This is a genomic window from Rubrivirga sp. (assembly GCF_049648075.1).
Lineage (GTDB): Bacteria > Bacteroidota > Rhodothermia > Rhodothermales > Rubricoccaceae > Rubrivirga.
On record NZ_JBARYR010000254.1, the window covers coordinates 1 to 1,546 of the forward strand.

Annotated in this window: 2 protein-coding genes; both read right to left on the reverse strand. The window is 70.8% G+C overall.

Going from position 1 to position 1,546, the window contains the following annotated elements; translation table 11 throughout:
- On the reverse strand, positions 1-1,123 hold a 1,123-nt coding region (locus WBA11_RS07665; protein ID WP_424520109.1), incomplete at its 3' end, for an NHL repeat-containing protein.
- Positions 1,123-1,546 (reverse strand): Rieske (2Fe-2S) protein (locus tag WBA11_RS07670; RefSeq protein WP_424520110.1); only part of this gene is annotated, 424 nt, incomplete at its 5' end. The genes WBA11_RS07665 and WBA11_RS07670, both read right to left, overlap by 1 nt.

The window sequence follows — 1,546 nt, forward strand, 5'->3', positions numbered from 1 at the left end:
ATCCGGTGGGCTGCTCCGGCGTCGGCGCGCTGAGGTCCCATACGACGACGCGGTTGTTGCCGCTGTCGGCCACGGCGAGCCGGTCGCCGCTGAGGTGGAGCCCGTAGGGCCAGCACATCGAGTCGTCTCGGATCATGTCCCAGCGGTTCTCGCCGGCGCCGTCGAAGTCGCGCTGCCCGAGAACGCGGTCGGCGGGGGCACCCGTGCCCTCGAGGGCGAGATCGTCCCAGACCAGAACTCGGTTGTTGGCGGTGTCGGCTGCGGCGAGGCGGCCGGCGTTGAACGAGATGGCGTAGGGGAAGCGCGTCGTGCGATCGCCGGGCGCAGCGTAGGGCCACTCGGACCCCTTGGCGACATCGTCCTGGCCGAGCAGGAGATCGAAATCGCGCTCGGGGACGGGTCTCCCCCGCCACCCGACGATCCGGTGGTCACCGGCATCGGCCACCAAGAGTCGGTCGGCGTCGCCGGTGACGTCGTGGGGCCACCGGTACGTCCCGTGCCCGACCTCGAGGCCGCGGTTCTCCTCGCGCTGCTCGAACGACTCCTGGCCCAAGAGGTATCGTGCCGGTTGGCCGGGCTCGGGCAAACCGTCCCACCCGACGACGCGGCGATTCCCGGTATCTGCCACCCAAAAGATGCCGTCCACGAGATCGAAGCCGTAGGGCCAGTGGAACGTCCTCGAGGTCGGCCCGCCGCCGGCGTTGGCCTCGATGGTGTCGGCGTCGGGCTGACCGATGACGTGGTCGGGCGGTTGGAAGTCGCGCTGGGGGATTCGGTCCCAGATCAGGATTCGGTGGTTCCAGGCGTCGGCCACGACCAAGCGGCCGTCGTAGACCGAAACGCCGCACGGGAGATGGAGACCGCGCTGGGCGTCGCCGCCCGCGCGCGGGCCCTCGCTCGTCATGTCGGGCTGGCCCAGGACGACGTCGGCTCCTTGCCCGTCCTCCGTCGGGGCGCCGTGCCAGATCAGGACGCGGTGGTTGCCGCTGTCGGCCACGACGCAGAGGTCGTCCTCGAGGTAGACGCCGCGGGGGGCGTACATCGTGCCCGGTGCCGGCATGGCGTCGGGCAGAGCCAGGACGCCGGGGGCGGTCGCGCCGAGACGGAGGACGGGAGCAGCCACTAGCTCGGCAGGACGTAGACGATTTTGTTCTCGTCGAGGCGGACCGGGAACGGCTCGAGTTGGGCCTGCGGCACCGTGATGCACTCGCCGGACGTCAGGTCGTACTTGAACCCGTGCCACGGGCAGCCCAGAATCGTCTCGTCCACCATCCCGCCGTCGAGCGGCATCCCCATGTGGGCGCACGCGTTGCGGTAGGCGTAGACCTTCTCGTCGAACCGGACCAAGAGGACGTCGTGGTCCCCGACCTCGAGCCGCTGCGGCGTGGCGTGGCGCATGGTCGCGAACGGCGGCCCCTCGACCCAGCCGATGTCGGTCGCGTCGGGAGCGTTCGGGACCTCGAGGCCGGCGCCCGGCTCGGAGGGGAGCACCTCGATCTTGGTGATCTCCGGCACCTGCTCTCTCAGCCGGTCCTCGACGCCGCGC